22 protein-coding genes are annotated in these 18,468 nt (G+C 72.9%); 6 read left to right on the top strand and 16 right to left on the bottom strand.

What is annotated here, in order from left to right; all coding sequences use genetic code 11:
• Positions 1-193 precede the first annotated feature (193 nt).
• Positions 194-991 carry a DUF427 domain-containing protein gene (locus ACIRS4_RS33345; protein ID WP_404203185.1) on the top strand — a complete coding sequence of 266 codons (798 nt, stop codon included), beginning with the start codon at positions 194-196 and terminating at the stop codon, positions 989-991.
• Here ACIRS4_RS33345 and ACIRS4_RS33350 read toward each other — a convergent pair.
• Entirely contained in the window at positions 952-1,374 is a 423-nt protein-coding gene (locus tag ACIRS4_RS33350) for a hypothetical protein (RefSeq protein ID WP_404203186.1), read from the bottom strand. The two genes, ACIRS4_RS33345 and ACIRS4_RS33350, sit on opposite strands and share 40 nt — an antisense overlap.
• A gap of 172 nt (positions 1,375-1,546) precedes the next feature.
• On the opposite strand from ACIRS4_RS33350, the gene ACIRS4_RS33355 reads away from it, so the two are divergent.
• The gene (locus ACIRS4_RS33355; RefSeq protein ID WP_358797241.1) at positions 1,547-2,044 is read left to right on the top strand and encodes a peptidylprolyl isomerase; all 498 of its coding nucleotides are present in this window, start codon (positions 1,547-1,549) and stop codon (positions 2,042-2,044) included.
• 184 nt (positions 2,045-2,228) lie between these two features.
• On the top strand, positions 2,229-3,422 hold the full coding sequence (locus ACIRS4_RS33360) for an MFS transporter (RefSeq protein WP_404203188.1): 1,194 nt from the start codon (positions 2,229-2,231) through the stop codon (positions 3,420-3,422).
• Between the two features lie 18 nt (positions 3,423-3,440).
• Here ACIRS4_RS33360 and ACIRS4_RS33365 read toward each other — a convergent pair whose 3' ends face one another.
• The gene (locus ACIRS4_RS33365) at positions 3,441-3,947 is read right to left on the bottom strand and encodes a flavin reductase family protein (RefSeq protein WP_404203268.1); all 507 of its coding nucleotides are present in this window, start codon (positions 3,945-3,947) and stop codon (positions 3,441-3,443) included.
• An 89-nt stretch (positions 3,948-4,036) separates the two neighbouring features.
• On the opposite strand from ACIRS4_RS33365, the gene ACIRS4_RS33370 reads away from it, so the two are divergent.
• From ACIRS4_RS33370 to ACIRS4_RS33380, 3 genes are all read left to right on the top strand, one after another.
• Entirely contained in the window at positions 4,037-4,294 is a 258-nt protein-coding gene (locus ACIRS4_RS33370) for a DUF6400 family protein (protein ID WP_404203190.1), read from the top strand.
• Positions 4,281-4,538, top strand: coding sequence for a hypothetical protein (locus ACIRS4_RS33375; protein ID WP_404203192.1), 258 nt, complete (start codon positions 4,281-4,283; stop codon positions 4,536-4,538). Before ACIRS4_RS33370 ends, ACIRS4_RS33375 begins: the two co-directional genes overlap by 14 nt.
• Positions 4,539-4,657: 119 nt before the next feature.
• The gene (locus tag ACIRS4_RS33380) at positions 4,658-5,041 is read left to right on the top strand and encodes a hypothetical protein (RefSeq protein WP_404203194.1); all 384 of its coding nucleotides are present in this window, start codon (positions 4,658-4,660) and stop codon (positions 5,039-5,041) included.
• Positions 5,042-5,086: 45 nt separating this feature from the next.
• On the opposite strand, the gene hypE is transcribed toward ACIRS4_RS33380, so the two are convergent.
• The 14 genes from hypE to ACIRS4_RS33450 all read right to left on the bottom strand — a co-directional run bounded on the left by hypE (position 5,087) and on the right by ACIRS4_RS33450 (position 18,338).
• Positions 5,087-6,184, bottom strand: a complete 1,098-nt coding sequence (gene hypE, locus ACIRS4_RS33385) for a hydrogenase expression/formation protein HypE (protein WP_404203196.1) — start codon at positions 6,182-6,184, stop codon at positions 5,087-5,089.
• Positions 6,177-7,304 (bottom strand): hydrogenase formation protein HypD, encoded by a 1,128-nt coding sequence (gene hypD / locus ACIRS4_RS33390; protein ID WP_404203198.1) that lies wholly within the window; start codon positions 7,302-7,304, stop codon positions 6,177-6,179. The genes hypE and hypD overlap by 8 nt, the downstream gene beginning before the upstream one ends.
• Positions 7,301-7,606, bottom strand: coding sequence for a HypC/HybG/HupF family hydrogenase formation chaperone (locus ACIRS4_RS33395; RefSeq protein WP_404203200.1), 306 nt, complete (start codon positions 7,604-7,606; stop codon positions 7,301-7,303). The genes hypD and ACIRS4_RS33395 overlap by 4 nt, the downstream gene beginning before the upstream one ends.
• 20 nt (positions 7,607-7,626) lie before the next feature.
• Positions 7,627-10,032 carry a carbamoyltransferase HypF gene (hypF, locus tag ACIRS4_RS33400; protein ID WP_404203202.1) on the bottom strand — a complete coding sequence of 802 codons (2,406 nt, stop codon included), beginning with the start codon at positions 10,030-10,032 and terminating at the stop codon, positions 7,627-7,629.
• Positions 10,029-10,820, bottom strand: coding sequence for a hydrogenase nickel incorporation protein HypB (gene hypB, locus ACIRS4_RS33405; RefSeq protein ID WP_404203204.1), 792 nt, complete (start codon positions 10,818-10,820; stop codon positions 10,029-10,031). The genes hypF and hypB overlap by 4 nt, the downstream gene beginning before the upstream one ends.
• Before the next feature lie 2 nt (positions 10,821-10,822).
• Positions 10,823-11,218, bottom strand: coding sequence for a hydrogenase maturation nickel metallochaperone HypA (hypA, locus tag ACIRS4_RS33410; protein WP_404203206.1), 396 nt, complete (start codon positions 11,216-11,218; stop codon positions 10,823-10,825).
• 188 nt (positions 11,219-11,406) lie between these two features.
• Positions 11,407-11,511, bottom strand: a complete 105-nt coding sequence (locus tag ACIRS4_RS33415) for a DUF6893 family small protein (protein WP_389339162.1) — start codon at positions 11,509-11,511, stop codon at positions 11,407-11,409.
• 11 nt (positions 11,512-11,522) lie between these two features.
• Positions 11,523-12,074, bottom strand: a complete 552-nt coding sequence (locus tag ACIRS4_RS33420) for a hydrogenase maturation protease (protein ID WP_404203208.1) — start codon at positions 12,072-12,074, stop codon at positions 11,523-11,525.
• On the bottom strand, positions 12,071-13,510 hold the full coding sequence (locus ACIRS4_RS33425) for a hypothetical protein (RefSeq protein WP_404203210.1): 1,440 nt from the start codon (positions 13,508-13,510) through the stop codon (positions 12,071-12,073). The genes ACIRS4_RS33420 and ACIRS4_RS33425 overlap by 4 nt, the downstream gene beginning before the upstream one ends.
• Positions 13,507-14,199, bottom strand: coding sequence for a DUF6084 family protein (locus tag ACIRS4_RS33430; protein WP_404203212.1), 693 nt, complete (start codon positions 14,197-14,199; stop codon positions 13,507-13,509). Before ACIRS4_RS33430 ends, ACIRS4_RS33425 begins: the two co-directional genes overlap by 4 nt.
• Entirely contained in the window at positions 14,196-14,846 is a 651-nt protein-coding gene (locus ACIRS4_RS33435; protein WP_404203214.1) for a DUF5947 family protein, read from the bottom strand. Before ACIRS4_RS33435 ends, ACIRS4_RS33430 begins: the two co-directional genes overlap by 4 nt.
• The gene (locus ACIRS4_RS33440) at positions 14,843-15,370 is read right to left on the bottom strand and encodes a hypothetical protein (RefSeq protein ID WP_404203216.1); all 528 of its coding nucleotides are present in this window, start codon (positions 15,368-15,370) and stop codon (positions 14,843-14,845) included. The genes ACIRS4_RS33435 and ACIRS4_RS33440 overlap by 4 nt, the downstream gene beginning before the upstream one ends.
• Positions 15,367-17,151 (bottom strand): nickel-dependent hydrogenase large subunit, encoded by a 1,785-nt coding sequence (locus tag ACIRS4_RS33445; RefSeq protein WP_404203218.1) that lies wholly within the window; start codon positions 17,149-17,151, stop codon positions 15,367-15,369. The genes ACIRS4_RS33440 and ACIRS4_RS33445 overlap by 4 nt, the downstream gene beginning before the upstream one ends.
• Positions 17,152-17,249: 98 nt before the next feature.
• Positions 17,250-18,338, bottom strand: coding sequence for a hydrogenase expression protein HypE (locus ACIRS4_RS33450; RefSeq protein WP_404203220.1), 1,089 nt, complete (start codon positions 18,336-18,338; stop codon positions 17,250-17,252).
• Positions 18,339-18,468: the final 130 nt, after the last annotated feature.

Consider the following 18,468-nt stretch of genomic DNA (forward strand, 5'->3'; position numbering starts at 1 on the left):
GGCAGAGGAGTTGACGGCGGCGAGCCGTCCCGGGAGGCAGCGCGCGTCCGAGGCCGAACATGCCCTCCCCGGATGCCCCACGTGGTCGAGGGCCGGGCGGCCCCGGGGCGTGGCGCGGGCGTCGTGCGGGCCTCGATCGCCGTCGGGTCGGTAGCATTTCGGGTGATACTGCGTCGGCGTGAGGGGATCAGCGATGACGGACGAGGGCGTCAAGCATCCGGGGCTGATCGTCCCGGTGGGGCATGTCGAGCCCGTCCCCCGGCGGGTCCGGGGGTTGATCGGAGGGCGGGTCGTCTTCGACACCCGGCGGGCGCTGTATGTGTGGGAGTGGCCTCCCTATCCCCAGTTCAGCATCCCGGTCGAGGACGTCGCCGGTGAGCTGACCGACGACGACCATGTCGAACGGCTGGGCCCCGGGCCCGCCCGCCGGCACTCCCTGCGTCTCGGGGACGAGGTGTGCGAGGGCGCGGCCTGGCTGTGGGGCGACGGCGCGCCCGAGGCCCTGCACGGCACGGCCCGCTTCCGGTGGAACGCGCTGGACGCCTGGTTCGAGGAGGACGAGCAGGTGTTCGTCCACCCCCGCAGCCCGTACTCCCGCGTCGACGCGTTGCGTTCCTCCAGCGGGGTCCGGGTGGAGCTGGACGGGGTCGTCCTCGCGGACGCCCCGCACTGCGTGAAGCTGTTCGAGACCGGTCTGCCGACCCGCTACTACCTCGACCGCGCGCATGTCGACTTCACCCGTCTGCGCCACTCGGACACGGTGACCCGCTGCCCGTACAAGGGCACGACGAGCGATTACTGGTCGTTCGACGGCGAGGACCTCACCCATGAGGACATCGCCTGGGCGTACGACTTCCCCACGCCCGCGGTCGCCAACATCGCGGGCATGGTCGCGTTCTACAACGAGCGCGTCGACCTGCGCGTCGACGGCACGCTCCTGCCCCGGCCCGCTCAGCAGTCGGGGACGTCGGGCAGCCGGTTGTCCGGGTAGTCGATGTAGTAACCGGCGAGCCAGCCGGTGTTGGAGTCGGTGTAGTCGTTGACGAGGACCCAGTACGGGTTGCCGCCGATGGTCTGTCCCTGTTGCTGGCAGTAGACGTAGAGCTGGTGGTGGGGCTGGACCCGCTGGCGCACGTCCGGGCAGGTGCTGACGGAGGGGTAGCGGCTGCAGACCGTCTGGTCGGCTTCGTTGGCGCGCAGGTTCACGTCGGTCGCCCAGGTGTGGTACATCCGGTCGGCCGCCGCGGTCCGGGCCGCCGTCGTGCGCTCGCGCGGCGGGGTCTGAGAGGCGTCGGCGGTCGCCTGTCCGGCGGCGGAGCCGGTGAGCAGGGCGGCGGTCAGCACCGCGAGGGCGGCGCGGGGGTCGAGGCGCATGGGGTCTCCCGTAGTCGTGGGCGGGCGGCGTCACCCGGCAGACGGACGGGACGGCGACGCCGTATGACGCAGGAGCGCGAGACGTACGTCGCCGGGGTCTTTTTCGGTGGATTCGCGGGCCTATCAGGCACCCGCGGTGCGGTGGCACCGCCGGAGCGTGCAGGATAGGGGTATGACGATCAAGGTTTACTTCGACATCACCATCAACGACGAGCCCGCCGGGCGCATCAACTTCAACCTGTTCGACGACGTCACGCCCAAGACGGCGGAGAACTTCCGCGCGCTGGCCACGGGCGAGAAGGGCTTCGGCTACGCCGGCTCCTCCTTCCACCGCGTCATCCCCGCCTTCATGCTGCAGGGCGGCGACTTCACCCGCGGCGACGGCACGGGCGGCAAGAGCATCTACGGCGAGAAGTTCGCCGACGAGAACTTCACCCTCAAGCACGACCGGCCGGGCCTGCTGTCCATGGCCAACGCCGGCCGGAACACCAACGGCTCGCAGTTCTTCGTCACCACGGTCGTGACCGACTGGCTGGACGGCAAGCACGTGGTGTTCGGCGAGGTCGCCGACGAGCAGAGCATGGCCCTCGTCAAGAAGATCGAGGCGCTCGGCTCGCGCAGCGGCTCGACCTCCGCGAAGATCACCATCGCCTCCTCCGGTCAGCTCTGACCGGCCCCGGGGCATCCCGGCGCGGCCGTAGGCAGCGGCGAGGAAGGCCCGGTCCCGCACGGACGCCGTGACAGGCGGGCGTCCGACGGGGCCGGGCCTTCGCGGCGTGCCGAGGCCGGCTCCCCCGCCCGGCGGGGGCGCGCCTGTCCCGGCAGCTCACGGCCCGCGCGCTACCGTCGGCGGCATGGACGGTGATCGCCGAGGGTGGACGCGGTGTGTGCTCAGTGGGGCCGTGTTCGCCGTGTGCATGGCCGGCACCACGCTGCCGACCCCGCTGTACGGGCTGTACCAGGACGAGTTCCACTTCTCCGAGCTGACGGTGACCGTGGTGTACGCCGTGTACGCCTTCGGAGTCATCGGCATGCTGCTCCTCGCGGGCAACGCCTCGGACGGTGTGGGCAGACGCCCGGTGCTGTTCACGGGCCTGGGGTTCGCGGCGGCGAGCGCCGTCTGCTTCCTGTGCGCCACGGGCCTGGGCTGGCTGTACGCGGGGCGGCTGCTGTCGGGCCTGTCCGCCGGTCTGTTCACCGGGGCCGCCACGGCGTACGTGATGGACCTGGGCCCGTCGGGCGGCGCGTCGCGGGCCACGTTCGTGGCGACGGCGGCGAACCTGGGCGGCCTGGGCTGCGGTCCGCTGCTCGCCGGGATCCTCGCTCAGTACGCGCCCTGGCCGCTGTATCTGCCGTTCGTCGTCCATCTCGCCCTGATCGCCTGTTCGGTCGCCGTCCTGGCATGGCTGCCGGAGACCGTGCGCGATCGGCGGCCGCTGGGCGAGCTGCGGCCGCAGCGGCCCGGTCTGCCGCCGCAGGTGCGGGCGGTGTTCGGGCCGGCGGCGACCGCCTCCTTCGTGGGGTTCGCGTTGTTCGGGGTGTTCACGTCGGTCAGCCCCGCGTTCCTCGCCGAGTCCCTGGACGTGCACAATCACGCGGTGAGCGGTCTGGTCGTCGCGCTGGCCTTCTTCTCGTCGACCGCCGGGCAGCTCGCGGTGGGCCCGGTGGGGATCGGACGCTCGCTGCCGCTGGGCTGCGCGCTGCTGCTGGCCGGGCTGGCGCTGCTCGCGGGCGCGCTGCTGTGGGACGCGTTCGCCCTGGTGGTGCTGAGCGCGGTCGTCGGCGGAACCGGGCAGGGACTGTCGTTCCGCGGTGCGCTGTCGGCCGTCGCGGCGGCATCGCCCGCAAAGACGCGGGCGGCGGTGATCTCGACGCTGTTCCTGGTGGCCTACGCGGGCATCTCGGTGCCGGTGATCGGCGTGGGCCTGCTGGTGGGACCGCTGGGCTTGGAGGGGGCGGGGCTGGTGTTCATCGCGGTGATGGCCGTCCTCGTCTCGACGGCGGCGGCGTATCTGCTGCGGCGGCCGGTACCGGCGACCGGAGGGTGACGGCCCGCGGGGAGCGACTCAGTCCACCGGATGGCCGGGGTCGATCGTGAGGACGTCCGAGAGCCGGAGCAGCGCCCCCCGTTCCTGCGCGCCCCCTTCCTCGTCGCCGGCCTCCGCTCGTCCGCCCGACTCGACCGGCTCCAGGAAGAAGCCGACGTGATCGCCCGCGTCGACGCGCTGCTCGACCCGGCCGACGAACCAGGCGCAGGAGTCGTCCAGCACGACGGCCCCGCCGTGCGCCTCGCTCCAGCGCACACCGGCGAACTTGTCCACCTCGTCGCCGGTCTCGCCGCCGAACAGCTCCGCGAGCCCGTACTGCCGAGGGGTCAGCAGATGCACGGCGAGGAACTCGGCGTGCCGGGCCACCCGGTAGGTCCGGTTCACCTTGGACAGCCACACCGCGAACCGCACGGGCCGCATGGAGCACTGTGCGGCGAACCCCACGAGGCACCCCGCCCGCTCGCCGCCGGCCACGGCGGTCACGACGCACATGTCGGGGTCGAGCCGATCGACGAAACCGTCCATGTCCACAGCGCTCACGCTCCTCAAGGTGTCCTGTGACTTCTCCCACGGGCTCTTGCCCCGGGCCGGAAGGGTTACCTACGTTCGCGGGCATGTGCTCCGAGAATCCCGTCCTGCCCGAAGACTCGGTCGGCTTCTCCGTGGATCTGGCCTCGCACGAGATGCAGCGGCGCGCCCACGTCCTGGACGCCCTCGGCCCCGGGTGGGATCCCGTCGCCGTCCTGCGGGACGAGGAGGCCGCCGAGGACATGCTGTACTCGGGCCTCAGCGAGGAGCAGCGGCGGCTGTACGAGGAGCTCGTGGCGGCCGGTGTACTGCCCGCGGGAAGGGGCGGCCGTGCTGCCTCTTGATCCGCAGGCCGACGTCGGACGGCGGGCCTGGGTGGCCTGCCCCCAGTGTGACGACAGTCAGGGGTGCGGGGTGTGCGAGGAGCGGCGCACCTGCTCCGAGCACTGGCGCTATCTGCTGTCGAACACGGGCAGTCTGCTGCATCTGCAGTGCCCGTCCTGCGCGCACATCTGGACCCATGAGACCGGTTTCGGCGCGACCCGTTCCCCGTGGCAGCGCATCACCAGCGGCTTCCGGCGGCAGTAGCCCCCGGGGCCCGGCGGCCACCCCATCGACATGACCGATATGTTCCACAGTGGGAGACTTGCCCTATCGCGGTGACGCTCCACCGGCGTCCCCCCCCCACTGAACAGGCAGGTCGTCCCATGCCGAAGAAACCACGTTCGTCCGAGCCGTCGCACGGCGAGGGACCGAGCCGCCACCAGGGCGAAGGGCAGCACGGCTGGGCTCCCGACGTGGACGAGACGAGTCAGCAGGACAACCCCAGCGCCCGCCGTTCCTTCCACGCGGAGCACGCCGGCGAGCCGGGCCGGGGGCGGAAGAAGTCGTCCCAGGAGTCGAGGTCCGTCCCGGGTGACACGGTCCGCAGCGACAGTGCGCGCGGCGAGGAGTACGGCGACGAGAGCGAGGCGGGGATGCGGGACACCGGCGCCAAGGGCCGCTCCCGGCGTCCCAGCGGCACCCGGGACGCCTCCGCGATGACCGGCGTGGACCCGCAGGACCCGCCGTCCAAGCGCCGGCCCGGATAGAGGACCGGCTCCCGGCGCAGCCGCCCCGCCTGCTCTGTCCGCCTCTCAGCAGATCCGCGGCAGCTGCTCCCCCAGCGGCATGTCGACCACCCGGGTTCCGCCCAGTCCGGTACGTGCGACCACCATGCCCGGGTGGGACTCGACCGCCTCGCCGATGACGACCGCGTTCGCGCCGAGCGGGTGGGCCCGCATCGCGGCGAGGACGGCGTCGGCGTGCTCGCGGGGGACGAAGGCGACCAGCTTGCCCTCGTTGGCGACGTACATCGGGTCCAGGCCCAGGACGGCGCAGGCGTTGGCCACGGCGTCCGGTACGGGGACCGCGCGTTCCTGGAGGACGACGCCCGTGCCGGAGGCCGCCGCGATCTCGTTGAGCGCGGCGGCGAGCCCGCCCCGAGTGGGGTCGCGCAGGACGTGCAGGTCCGGGGTGACGGCGAGCATGGCCTCCACGAGCGGGCCGAGAGCGGCGCAGTCGCTGACGATCTCCACCCCGAACTCCAGGCCCTCGCGGACGCTCATGATCGCCACACCGTGGACGCCGACGGCACCGCTGACGATCACGACGTCCCCGGGGACGACCCGCTGAGGGCGCAGATCGACGCCCGCCGGGACGAGGCCGATGCCGGCGGTGTTGATGTAGACGCCGTCGCCGTGGCCGGCCTCGACGACCTTGGTGTCGCCGGTCGCGATCTCCACCCCGGCCGCACGCGCCGCCGCGCCGAGCGCCTCGGCGACCCGGCCGACCGTCCGCAGTTCGACGCCCTCCTCCAGGATGAAGCCGCAGGAGAGGTAGGCGGCGCGGGCGCCGCTCATGGCGAGGTCGTTGACGGTGCCGTTGACGGCGAGGTCGCCGATGCTGCCGCCGGGGAAGAACAGCGGCCGGACCACGAAGGAGTCGGTGGAGAAGGCGAGCCGCGCCCCGCCCAGGGAGAGGGTGGCGGCGTCGCCGAGCTGGGCGAGCGTCTCCCCGCCGAACGCGGGCGCGAAGATCTGCTGGACGAGTTCCGCGGAGAGCGCCCCGCCGCCGCCGTGGCCCATGACGATCCGGGGCGTCTCGCGCAGCGGCGCCGGGCAGGTCCAGGCCGCCGGGTCGATCGCGGGCACGCCGGCGTGTCCGGGGGCGGGCAGTTCGGTGGTGTCAGACAACGGGGGTCGCCTCCCGGGCCGTGGCGGCGGTCAGGTCGAGCCGCCGGTACAGGTAGTACGCGGCGCAGGCGCCTTCGCTGGAGACCATGGTGGCGCCGAGCGGGGTGCGGGGGGTGCACAGGGTGCCGAAGGCCTCGCACTCGTGCGGTTTCAGCAGCCCTTGGAGGACCTCGCCGCTGCGGCACTCGGCCGGTTCCCGGGTCTGGATGCCGTCGACCGGGAAGCGGTGCTCGGCGTCGAAGTCGCGGTACTTCGGGGCGAGTCGCCAGCCGCTGCCGGGGATGACGCCGATGCCGCGCCAGGCGCGGTCGGTGATCTCGAAGACGTCCTCCAGCATGGCCCTGGCGGCCGGGTTGCCCTCGGGGCGGACGGCCCGGGCGTAGGCGTTGTCGACGGTGTGCTCGCCCCGCTCCAGCTGGTGGACGGTGCGGCGCACGCCTTCGAGGATGTCCAGCGGTTCGAAGCCGGTGACGACGATCGGCACGCGGAAGCGCTCGGCCAGGTCGGGGTACTCCCCCACGCCCATCACGCTGCACACGTGACCGGCGGCGAGGAAGGCCTGCACCCGGCACTGCGGGGAGGCCATGACGGCCTCGATGGCGGGCGGCACGCGGACGTGGGAGACCAACATGCTGAAGTTGGGGATGCCCAGCCTGCGGGCCTGGTGGACCGTCATGGCGTTCGGCGGCGCCGTCGTCTCGAAGCCGATGCCGAAGAACACCACCTCGCGGTCGGGGTTCTGCCGGGCGATCCGCAGGGCGTCGAGCGGCGAGTAGACGACGCGTACGTCGCCGCCCTCGCCGCGCACCTGGAACAGGTCCCGGCCGGTGCCGGGCACGCGGAGCATGTCGCCGAAGGAGCAGAAGATCACCTCGGGGCGGGAGGCGATCTCCAGGGCCTTGTCGATGACCTCCAGCGGGGTCACGCACACGGGGCAGCCGGGGCCGTGGATCAGTTCGACCTGGTCGGGCAGGAGCTGGTCGATGCCGTGCCGGATGATGCTGTGCGTCTGTCCCCCGCAGACCTCCATCAGGGCCCACGGCCGGGTGACCGTGGCGTGGATGTCGTCGAGGAGCCGGCGCGCGAGGTCCGGGTCCTGGAACTCGTCGATGTACTTCACTGGTTGCTCACCTCGTCCACCGTGTCCATGCCCGCCTGTGCCGCCGCCGTCTCCCAGGCGTCGCCGAACTCTTCCTGGAGCATGCCGAGTTCGGCGAAGAGTTCGAGGGTCTGCCGTGCGGACTCCTCGTCCAGTCGCTGCAGGGCGAACCCGACGTGCACGATGGCGTACTCGCCGACCTGGAGATCGGGCAGGTACTCCAGGCACACCTCCTTGACGACGCCGCCGAAGTCGACGGTGGCCATCCGGGTGCCGTCGCGTTCCTCGATGTCCAGCACTTTGCCGGGTACCGCCAGACACATGGGCCTCTCCTCGCTGTTTCTCAGTGGTTCGTCGCGGTCCGGGCGGTGGCACGGGCGGCCACCATGAGCTGGCCGAGCGCCAGGCCGCCGTCGTTGGGCGGCACCAGGCGGTGCCGCAGGACCGTGAAGCCGTCCCGGCGCAGGGCCGCGGCGCAGTCCGCGGAGAGCAGGGCGTTGGCGAACACCCCTCCGGTCAGGGCGACCGTGTCCAGCCCGTGCCGTTGCCGTGCCCGGTCGCACAGGTGGCGCACCAGGCCGGTGACGGCCCGGTGGAAGCGGGCCGCGACCACGGCGGGCGGCGCGCCGGCTCTCAGGTCCTCGACGATCGCGGCGAGGACGGGCGCGGGGTCGGCCCGTACGACGCCGGCCGCGGTGGTGTACCCGAACGTGTAGGCGGCGGTGTCCTCTGCGGGCGCGTGCAGGGCGGCGGCCTCCAGCTCGACGGCCGCCTGGGCCTCGTAGCCCGCGTGGTGGCAGATGCCCGCGAGGGACGACACCGCGTCGAAGAGCCGGCCCATGCTGGAGGTGGGGACGCAGTTCAGGCCGCGCTCCAACTGCTTCGGCAGCACCCGGAGTTCGTCGGGCGGGCAGGCCGCCGTGCAGGCGAGGTCGCCGCTGAAGTCCAGGCCTGCCGCCCGCAGGTGGGACAGCGCCATCCGGTAGGGCCGGCGCACCGCCGCGTCGCCGCCGGGCAGCGGGACGTACGCCAGGTGCCCGAACCGGGTGAAGCCGTCGTAGTCGGCGAGGAGGACCTCCCCGCCCCATACCGCGCCGTCGTCGCCGTGGCCCGTCCCGTCGAAGGCGACGCCGATGACCGGCCGCTCGCCGTCCAGCCCGTGTTCGGCCATGGCGGCGGCGATGTGCGCATGGTGGTGCTGGACGCTGACGACGGGCCGCCCGGCCGCGTGGCGTTCGGCCCACCGGGTGGAGCGGTAGCCGGGGTGCCGATCGGCGGCGAGCGTCGCGGGGCGCACCCCGGTGAGGGAGGCCAGGTGCGCAACGGCGCGTTCGAAGACGGCCTGGGTGGCGAGGTCGTCCATGTCGCCGATGTGCGCGGACAGCCAGGCCCGGCGGCCCTCGCCGAGGCAGAAGGCGTTCTTGAGGTCGCCGCCGACGGCGAGGGCCGGCCCGACCGGCAGCGGCAGGGACAGAGGCAGCGGGGCGTAGCCGCGGGAGCGGCGGACGATCAGGGGCTCCCCGTCGCTGACGCGGACCACGGAGTCGTCGCACGGCACCTGGATCGGCCGGTCGTGGGTCAGCCAGGCGTCGGCCAGGTGCGCCAGCCGCCGCAGTGCCTCGGCCTCGTCGGTGACGATCGGCTCTCCGGCCGCGTTTCCGCTGGTCATGACGAGCAGCCGGGGGCCCTCGGGATCGCCGGGCAGCCCGAGGAGCAGGTGGTGCACGGGGGTGTACGGCAGCATGACGCCGAGGTCGGGGCTGCCGGGGGCGACGGCTTCGACGGCGCGTCGTCGCGCCGCGGCGTCCGGGCAGGCCGCGTCCGTGCGGCGGCGCAGCAGTACGACGGGCCGGGCGGCGCTGTGCAGCAGGTCCCGCTCCGCGGGGCCGAGCCGCACGAGGTGCTCGACGTCCGCCGCGTCGCGGGCCATGACGGCGAACGGCTTGTCGCCCCGGTTCTTGCGGCGACGCAGCTCGGTGACGGCGGTGCGGTCGGTGGCGTCGCAGGCCAGGTGGTAGCCGCCGAGGCCCTTCACGGCGAGGATCGCGCCGCGCGCGAGCAGTGCGCGGGATTCGGTCAGCGGGTCGCCGGGGTGCTGCCGCGGTGTGCCGTCCGGCCCGGGCACGAGCAGGCGCAGGCGTGGGCCGCAGCCGGGGCAGGCGACGGGCTGGGCGTGGAAGCGCCGGTCGAGGGGGTCGGCGTACTCGCGGGCGCAGTCGGGACACAGGGCGAAGCCGGCCATGGTGGTGTGGGGCCGGTCGTAGGGCAGGCCGGTGACGATGGTGAAGCGGGGGCCGCAGTGGGTGCAGTTGACGAAGGGGTGGCGGTGGCGCCGGTCGGCGGGGTCGGCCAGCTCCTCGAGGCAGGCGGCGCAGGTGGCCGTGTCCGGGGAGACCAGGGTGCGTACGGGACCGTCGGTCCGGGAGGCGAGGATGACGAAGGGGCCGCCGCCCTCGACGGGCACCTCCTGGTGGGAGACGGACTCCACCCGGGCCAGCGGGGGCGCCTGCGGGGCGATGCGGTCGCAGAACCGGGCCACGGCCGAGGCGGCGCCCTCGACCTCGGCCACCACGCCCTCCGGGGTGTTGGTGACGTGCCCGGCGAGGGAGAGTTCGGTGGCCAGGGCGTAGACGTACGGCCGGAAGCCGACGCCCTGCACCACGCCCCGTACGGTGACGCGCCGGCGCAGGGGCGGGTCGTCGGACCCGGTGGAAGTGAGGGAGGCTGCCGGGGGCAGGGGACCGCTCACGAGTGGGTGCGGGCCGGCGCGTCGGCGCCGTCCTCGTGGGCGTGGGCATGCGCGTGCTCGTGGTCGTGGGCGTGCTCGTGGTCGTGTGCGAGCTCGGATGTGCAGCGGGCCATGACCGGCTCGTGGACGGGCGCGCCCTCGGCCGCCGCCACGGCCCGGTCGAGCAGCGCGCCGATCCCGCTGCCCCGACGCGCCGAGGTCAGCAGCACCTCTGCCCCCGGGTTGACCTGTTCGACGTGGGCACGGAAGGCGGCCTCGTCGAAGCCGACCGCGTGGGCGATGTCGGTCTTGGTGACCACGACCAGGTGGGCGAGGCCGAAGGCGGTGGGGTACTTCAGCGGTTTGTCCTCGCCCTCGGTGACGGAGGCGAGGACGACCCGGAGGGTCTCCCCCAGGTCGTAGGAGGCGGGACACACCAGGTTGCCGACGTTCTCGACGAACAGCAGCCGGGTGTCGTCGGGCAGCCAGCCGCTGAGGTGGCCGGCGAGCATGGCCGCCTCCAGGTGGCACAGACCGTCGGTGAGGACCTGCTTGACCGGGGCGCCGGACCGCGCCAATCGGTTGGCGTCGTTCTCGGTGGCGAGGTCGGCGGTCAGCGCGGCGACGGGCACCCGGCGCTCGCGGGCCAGCGTCAGTTCGCGCTCCAGCAGCGCGGTCTTCCCGCTGCCAGGGCTGGACAGCAGGTTGACGACGGCGACGCCGCGCGCCGCCAGGTCGGTGCGCAGGGTCTGCGCGTATGTGTCGTTCTTGGCGAGCACGGCCTGTCGCAGGTCGACCACACGGCACATGTTCAGCACTCCTCGGAGACGGGTTCGCGGGTCCGCGCGTGCGTCGGGCCGTCCTCCCAGTGCACGCTGACGATCTGGAGTTCGCGGCCCGAGAGCAGGTCGGCGGTGGTCCCGCCGCAGCGGGGGCAGGTCAGCGCCGGCGGCATGCCGACGGCCCACTCGTGTGCGCAGGGCGCGCAGCGGGCGCGGCCGGGCACCGCTTCGGTGACGAGTTCGGCGCCTTCCAACAGGGTGCCGCCGCAGGCGAGTTCGAAGCAGAAGGAGAGGGAGTCGGGCACGACGCCGGCGAGTTCGCCCACCTGGAGCCGGACGGAGCGCACCGAGGTGACGTCGCCGTTTCGCGCGGCGGCCTGTTCGACCTGGTCGATCACGGCGAGTGCGACGGACATCTCGTGCATCGTGCTCGGTCCTCCCGGGGCCGGCCGGCCTGCGCCGGCCTGGGCGGTCTCCCATTAGAGGCGAGGAGGCGGCGGGCGGCGGCCCGGCGCGCCGTCGCCAGCTGCCGGGTACGCCGTTCGACGCAGCCGCTCGCGTCCGGGCGGGCTCGTTCGCCGACGGGGGCGGTGGCGTGCCGCCGGGGCATCGGTCACATGCGGCGGATTCGCAGGTAGCGCCGGATGTCGGGGAGGACTTCCCGGACCAGGACGCCCACGGCGACGAGGGCGGCGCCGCCGATGATGTTCTTCTTCATTGCGTGTCTCCTCACTTGGATGCCTCGCCGGCGGCGGCCCGCGTCGCGGGTTCCTTCGGCCGGTCGTCCCGCAGCAGTTCCTCGATCAGCCGGACGGCCTGCGGCACGGCGTCGGCCACCGGCGCGCTGAGCCCGATGCCCTCCTGCACCGAGGCCGGTTCGCATCCGACGATCAGGACGCGGCGCGGCGGGGTCCCGTCGGCGCCGGCGCACAGGGTGTGCAGCAGCGCCAGGACGGTGTCGGGGGTCATGCGGTGCCCGTCGAGCGCGGGGACGGTCTCGGGCGCGTCCGTGCCGGGGCCGTCGTGCTCGATGACGTAGAGGGTGCCGGGGGCTTCGCCGCGCGCCGTGGCGTCCACGAGGACGAGGGTGTCGTAGCCGTCGAGGAGCTGGTAGGCGAGGTGCACTCCGCGCACGCCGATGTCGGCGACCTCGGTGTGCGGGGGCAGGGGCCGCTCGGCGAGCCTGCGGGCGGTCTCGACGCCGAAGCCGTCGTCCCCGAGGAAGATGTTGCCGATGCCGGCGACGAGGGTCCTCGCGTCCGGCTGCCGGGGAAGGCTCATGCGTCGTCCTCCAGGGGGGTGATCTCGTCGGGCTGGAAGTAGAGGAACCGGCCCTGTTCCCGGCGGATGTCGGCGCCCGGGTCGCCTTCGACGGTCACGGCCAGGTGGACCGCGCCGTCCACGTCGTGCAGGACGGCCTCGACGCGCGCGGTGCGGCCCTGGAGGAAGAGGTCCTGGGCGTCGGTGCGGCGCAGGCCCGGGCGCAGGGTGACGCGGCTGCCCGCGCCGAGGGTCCGGCCGTCGACGAGGACGCGGTCGCGGGCGGGGTCGAATCCGGCGTCGCTCGCCGGGTCCCACCAGGGGGTGTCCGGGCGGGTCACGCCGTGCTCGTCGGGGAAGCCGCCGGAGGCGGGCGCGGCGGTGGCCGTGGCGGTGGGGCGGGTCGCCTCGCGAAGGCCCCGCACCGCGCCGTGGAGGCGTTCGAGCACCTCGGGCGGCATGGTGTCGGCGAGGTCGATGACGGCGGCGGCCCGCTCGTCGGTGCCCCGGGCCTCGCGTTTCTCCTCGTCGGTGAGGGCGGCGGTGCGCAGCGCCAGGATCTCGTCGATCTCGGTGGCGTCGTAGAGGGCGCCAGGGCTCTCCGGGGCGATCGCCGGGTGGTCCTCCAGGATGATCGGCGAGGACAGGACGAGGTCGCCGCGGCCGGGTTCGCCGGCGAGGACGGGCCAGGTGTGCAGGTTGCGGCAGGCGGCGGTCGCGCCCCTGGCCCATTCGGGGGGATCGGTCATGGACAGGAACGATCCGGCGCTGAGGGCCATGAGGAGGTGGGAGGCGACCAGGGAGTGCGGCAGGGCCGCGTCCCGGTCGCCGCCGCCGTCGGGCGGGGTCCAGGCGGTGGTGTTCTCCACGACGGCGGTGAGCCGCAGCACCCGGTAGGGGCCGTCGAGCTCGACGGCGGACAGCCGTACCTCGCCGCTGATCTCCTCGCACCGGCGCACCAGCCGGCCGAGGGTGCGGCCGGCCGCGTCGAGGACCGGTTCGCTCTCTTCGCGCGCGGGGCGGCGGAAGGGGACGGTGACGCCGTCGCCGAGGAGTTCGGCGACGCGGGCGACGACTTCGACGCGCTCCTCGCCGCCCTCGTCCCAGGGCACCAGGACCCGGTCGTCGAGGGGGAGTTCGTCGACGGTGTCGAAGCCGCCGTCGGGTCGCAGCCGCTGCACGGTGCGCCGGCGGGCGTGCAGGAAGCGCAGCTCGACGGAGAGGGTAGCGTCGGCCTTCGGTTCCATCAGGCACTCGGTGTGCTGGAAGTCGTGCTCCTCGGTGTCGGCGCCCCAGCCGGGCGGGACGAGCACGCCGAACTGCCAGCGCAGCCGGTTCTTGGCGGCCGACGCCCGGTAGGGGTAGAGGACGTAGCCCTCGAAGAGGACGGCGTCGGCGACCTGGCGGGCGAGCGCGAACCGTTCCTCGGTGTGCGGGGCGAACGCGGTCGCGGTCACGGGTTCGTCCTTCCGGTGCTGCCGGTGAGGGCCTGGAACGGGTCGGCCGGGGGCGGGCCGGCGGCGCCGGCGTCGTCGAGCAGGGCGCGGACGGTGCTCTCCCAGGAGGGCAGGGCGCGCCGGGAGCGGTAGGCGAGGAGGGCGTCCATCGTGTCGCGGGGCAGCCGGATCCAGCCGCAGCCGGGGAAGTGCTGGTCGATCATCTCCCGCCAGACGGCGACGGGCATCCGGCAGACGGTCTCCCGGTCCCAGGGAACGGGCTCGACCTGGAAGCCGCGCGTGCCGGTGAACGCCGTGCCGGAGAAGAGCATCAGCAGGGGGACCTCGCCGTCGGTGAGCGCGGACAGGTAGCGGCCGGCGGCGATGTCGAGGTCGTAGGTGCAGGGCACGACGAGGTCGGCCTCGGTCTCGCCGGTGAAGCCGGGGACCATCAGCGGCACTTCCGCGAACTGCACCGGCTGGAGGGTGCTGCCCCAGCGGGAGCGCTCGCCGAACAGGTCCGTCAGGCCGTCGGCCTCGGCGGGCGTGTAGCTCCGGCGGGCGGGTTCTACGCGGATCTGGCAGCGCAGGGCGAGGGCGTGCACGCGGACGCCGTCGGCGGCCGTGACGCGGAGCCGGAAGACGAGGGTCGGTCCGGCGGCGTAGCGGTCGGCGCGCACGCCGGTGCAGGCGAAGGACAGTTCCGTCACGCGTCCCCCGTCCCGCCGACGGGCCGGGCGCGCCGTACCACGTCGTCGAAGAACGCCTCCAGCGCGGCGCGGGCCTCGGCGCCGCCGTCGAAGCCCTGCCAGAGCAGGCGCATCCGGCCGACGAGCTCGTAGCAGACGTCGATGGGCACGAGGTGGCAGTCGCAGCGGCCCTCGACGCGGCGCAGCAGCAGGGCTTCGACGTCGGGTTCGAGGAGTGCGGCGAGGCGGCTGCCGCCGAGGACGTCCGTCCAGGTGGCGGGGTCCAGTTCGCTCTCGGTGGCCCCGGCGGGGCTCGGGTAGAGGGCGACGAGCCGGTCGAGCGCCGCGTTGCGGAAGAGGAAGGCGACGCCGACGGGGATCTGCAGGGCTTCCCAGGCCTGGTCGTCGAGGCGGTGCTCGGGGTCGGCGAGGTAGCGGGAGGGCACGGCGCGGAAGCGGCCGGCGGCCGCGCCGGGCCGTTCCATGAGCAGGGCGCAGGGCGTGCAGGCGCAGGCCAGGGCGCGTCGCTCGGTGTCGACGAGGTGGCGGTGGTCGCTCTCGCCGACGGTCACCGCGCACAGTTCGCACCGTTCGGGCTCGGGCGGACGCCCGGTCAGGAACCTGCGCAGGCCCGAGGGCCGGCGGGTCGTCGCCGGGGGCGTGTTCATCGGGCCTTCGCCGCGGTCGGGCGGGCGCCGATCTGGAGCAGGGCGGGTTCGGCGGGCGCGGCCTGCACCTCGACGGATTTGACCTCGGGCGCGAAGCAGGCGAGCGCCTCCTCGACGGCGCTCCGAACGTCGGAGCCGCATCCGCAGCCGCCGCCCGCGCGGGAGCGCAGCCGCAGGACGCCGCCGTCCTCGTCGAACCCGGCGACTTCCAGGGCGTGTTCGGGGAGGTCGTCCAGGGCGCGGGCGATGCGGGTGTCGCGGTCCTCGGGGTGGAGGTCGTGCAGGACGAGCAGGCTCGCGACGAGCCGGTCGCCGAGCAGCGTCCCGAGGGGTTCGCCGCTCGCGGACAGCAGGCGCAGCACCCGGGCGAGTCCCGCGCCGTAGAAGTCCATGAGGGAGCGGACGAGTTCCTCGGCCGCCGGGGCGGCCGCCGGGTCGGTGGAGGAGGCCAGCCTGTCGAGGACCTCCTCGACCCGGCGGCCGGTCTCCTCGGCGTTCACGGGCCGGGCCGTGGCGGCGCTCATCCGCCCAGTCCGCTCAGGCCGGTGGGGACGTGCATCTTCTGCACGGTCTTGCCGCCGCCGACGTACATGTGGACGCCGCAGGGCAGGCAGGGGTCGAAGCTGCGCACGGCGCGCATGATGTCGATGCCCTTGAAGTTCTCCGGGGTGTTCTCCTCGAAGATCGGGGTGTTCTGCACGGCGTCCTCGTAGGGGCCGGGGGTGCCGAAGGTGTCCCTGGTGCTGGCGTTCCAGGGGGTCGGCGGGTAGGGGTGGTAGTTGGCGATCTTGCCGTCGCGGATGACCATGTGGTGGGAGAGGACTCCGCGCACCGCCTCGGTGAACCCGACGCCGATGCCCTCGTCGGGCACCTCGAACTTCTCCCAGGTCTGGGTGCGTCCGGCGCGTACTTCCTCGAGGCCCTTCTCGGCGAAGTGCAGGGCGACGGCGGCGGTGTAGGCCTGGAAGTAGGTGCGGGCGCGGTTGCGCTCCAGGGCGTTGCTCCAGCGCGGGATCTTCCACTCGAAGGTGGTCTCCGGCCGGGTCATGGTGCGGGGCAGGTTGATGACCACACTGTGGCCGGTGGCCTTGACGTACCCGGTGTCGACGAGCCCGGACAGGGCGGTCGACCACAGGCGGGCGATGGGGCCGCCGCCGGTGTCCAGGGCGAGGTGGTCCTTGCCGTCGAACCAGCGCGGGGACATGACCCAGCTGTACTTGTCGTCGAAGTCGCGTTTCTGCGGGGCGGGGATGGTGTGCTGGTTCCAGGGGTGGCGCGGGTCCACCGGGTTGCCCAGCGGGTCGTGGGTGACGAACTGCTCCTGTCCCTGCCAGTCCTCGTAGTAGGAGCTGCCCAGCAGGATGCGGATGCCGAGGTTGATCCGGGTGAGGTCGTTGGTGACCAGTTTGCCGTCGACGATCACGCCGGGGGTGACGAACATGCGCCGGCCCCAGTCGGTCATGTTGGCGTACGTGAAGTCGCAGTACTCGGGGTCGTTGAGGGCTCCCCAGCAGCCGAGCAGGACGCGGCGGCGGCCGACCTCCTCGTAGCCGGGCATGGCCTCGTAGAAGAAGTCGAACAGGTCGTCGTGCAGGGGCACGACGCGCTTCATGAACTCGACGTACCGCATGAGGCGGCTGAGGTAGTCGGTGAACAGCTGCACCGAGCCGATGGTTCCGACGCCGCCCGGGTAGAGCGTGGAGGGGTGCACATGGCGGCCCTCCATGAGGCAGAACATCTCCCGGGTGTACCGGCTGACCTGGAGGGCCTCGCGGTAGAACTCGCCCTCGATGGGGTTGAGCGAGCGCATGATGTCGGCGATGGTGCGGTAGCCGTGGTCCCCGGCGTGCGGCGCCTCGGTGCGTTCGGCCAGTTCGAGGACGCCGGGGTTGGTCTCCTTGACCATCTTCTCGCAGTAGTCGACCCCGACCAGGTTCTCCTGGAAGATGTTGTGGTCGAACATGTACTCCGCGGACTCGCCGAGGTTGATGATCCACTCGGCGAGATGCGGGGGCTTCACGCCGTACGCCATGTTCTGCGCGTACACCGAGCAGGTGGCGTGGTTGTCGCCGCAGATGCCGCAGATGCGGCTGGTGATGAAGTGGGCGTCGCGGGGGTCCTTGCCGCGCATGAAGACGCTGTAGCCGCGGAAGACCGACGAGGTGCTGTAGCACTCGGCGACCCGCTTCTGCTTGAAGTCGATCTTGGTGTGGATGCCCAGGCTGCCCACGATCCTGGTGATCGGGTCCCAGGCCATCTCCACCAGGCCGCTGCCGTCGCCGGGCGTCTTCGTCGTCGGTGCCATCGTGTGTGCCGTGCCCTTCGTTGCGCTTGCGCGGGAACTGGTGGGGGGGTCGGGGTTGTGCGGGGACGCTCTTCAGCGGCTGCGCCGGCGTCGGTGTGTCACCAGGGGGGCCGGTAGCCGGTGGTGATGCGGTCGCCGGTGTGGCGCCACTTGGGCTCCTTGTCCACGGTTCTGGCGGTGAGCGAGCGCAGCTTGCGCACGACCGCGCCGTAGGCGCCGCTGGCGTTGCTGGACACCTTGGCGCCGGGCGGTTCGTCCATGAACGGCATGAACTTGTCGGGGAAGCCGGGCATGGTGCAGGCGATGCAGATGCCGCCGACGTTGGGGCAGCCGCCGATGCCGTTCATCCAGCCGCGCTTGGGGACATTGCACTTGACGACGGGACCCCAGCAGCCGATCTTCACCAGGCACTTCGGCGAGTCGTACGACAGGGCGAACTGGCCCTGCTCGTAGTAGCCGGCGCGGTCGCAGCCCTCGTGCACGGTGGCCCCGAACAGCCAGCTCGGGCGGAGCTTGTCGTCGAGCGGGATCATCGGGGCGGCGCCGGCCGCCTGGTAGAGCAGGTAGGTGAGCGTCTCGGAGAAGTTGTCGGGCTGGATGGGGCAGCCCGGGACGCACACGATGGGGATGCCGGCCTTGGACTTCCAGTCCCAGCCGAGGTAGTCCGGGACGCCCATGGCGCCGGTCGGGTTGCCGGCCATGGCGTGGATGCCGCCGTAGGTGGCGCAGGTGCCGATGGCGACGACCGCCAGGGCCTTGGGCGCGAGCCGGTCGATCCACTCGCTGGTGGTGATCGGCTGTCCGGTCTCGGGGTTGTCGCCGAAGCCGCACCAGTAGCCCTCGGGCTTGATGTCCTCGTTGGGGATGGAGCCCTCGATGACCAGCACGAAGGGGTCGATCTCGCCCCGCTCCCCCTTGAAGTACCACTCGATGAACGTGTCCGAGCCGCCGACCGGACCGCACTCGAAGTCGATGAGCGGCCAGTGCACGGCGATCTTCGGCAGGCCGGGCAGGACACCGAGCACGATCTGCTCGACGCTCGGCTGCATGGCCGCGGTGAACGCGACCGAGTCGCCGTCGCAGCTCAGACCGGCGTTGATCCAGAGGATGTGGATCGGGGGCGCCTCGTCGGCGGGCGCGCCTGCGGCGTCCGCAGCGCCGACGGTGTTCGGCGTCGCCTCAGTCATGGGACCGCCTCCTGGGGAGGAATGGGGTGAAGGCCTGCATATCGACCTCAGGGTTCTTCGTACCAGCGGACCGCTCGGAGGGTGATGTCGACGAGGGCCGTTGCGGTGAAGTCCGAACCGGGGGCGGGGA

Origin of the sequence: Streptomyces sp. NPDC101166 (genome assembly GCF_044768125.1) — a bacterium.
Lineage (GTDB): Bacteria > Actinomycetota > Actinomycetes > Streptomycetales > Streptomycetaceae > Streptomyces.